This window comes from Bacillus sp. AFS041924 (assembly GCF_002577195.1).
Lineage (GTDB): Bacteria > Bacillota > Bacilli > Bacillales > Bacillaceae_G > Gottfriedia.
The window spans coordinates 1-525 of sequence record NZ_NULG01000043.1 but is presented as its reverse complement, the minus strand read 5'-3'; the positions used below and the strand labels follow the sequence as shown (position 1 = coordinate 525).

The 525-nt window shown below is 51.0% G+C and carries 5 tRNA genes; all 5 read left to right on the top strand.

The features are described from left to right. Positions 1-40 precede the first annotated feature (40 nt). The 5 genes from COC46_RS13215 (at position 41) to COC46_RS13195 (ending at position 484) form a co-directional block, all read left to right on the top strand. Positions 41-117 (top strand) — tRNA-Pro (locus tag COC46_RS13215). 10 nt (positions 118-127) lie between these two features. Continuing rightward, positions 128-200, top strand: a tRNA-Ala gene (locus COC46_RS13210). Positions 201-223: 23 nt separating this feature from the next. After that, positions 224-297: transfer RNA gene (locus COC46_RS13205), tRNA-Met, on the top strand. Positions 298-306: 9 nt separating this feature from the next. Beyond that, positions 307-383 (top strand) — tRNA-Ile (locus COC46_RS13200). An 8-nt stretch (positions 384-391) separates the two neighbouring features. Beyond that, positions 392-484, top strand: a tRNA-Ser gene (locus tag COC46_RS13195). Positions 485-525 lie beyond the last annotated feature (41 nt).

The window sequence follows — 525 nt, the reverse complement described above, 5'->3', positions numbered from 1 at the left end:
CCTTTCGGGCGCGCCATATTGTATCACCTGTATTTCTGAACGGGAAGTGGCTCAGCTTGGTAGAGCACCTGGTTTGGGACCAGGGGGTCGCAGGTTCAAATCCTGTCTTCCCGACCATTTGAAAAATGGGGCCTTAGCTCAGCTGGGAGAGCGCCTGCCTTGCACGCAGGAGGTCAGCGGTTCGATCCCGCTAGGCTCCACTTGAAAAACTTAAATTTATTATGGCGGTGTAGCTCAGCTGGCTAGAGCGTACGGTTCATACCCGTGAGGTCGTGGGTTCGACTCCCTCCGCCGCTACTTATTTAAGGACCTTTAGCTCAGCTGGTTAGAGCAGACGGCTCATAACCGTCCGGTCGTAGGTTCGAGTCCTACAAGGTCCACCACTTATAATGGAGTAATACCCAAGTCTGGCTGAAGGGATCGGTCTTGAAAACCGACAGGGGTGTAACAGCCCGCGGGGGTTCGAATCCCTCTTACTCCTCCATTTTTATTAAACTTTATATTGATGGATCTAATTAAAATAGT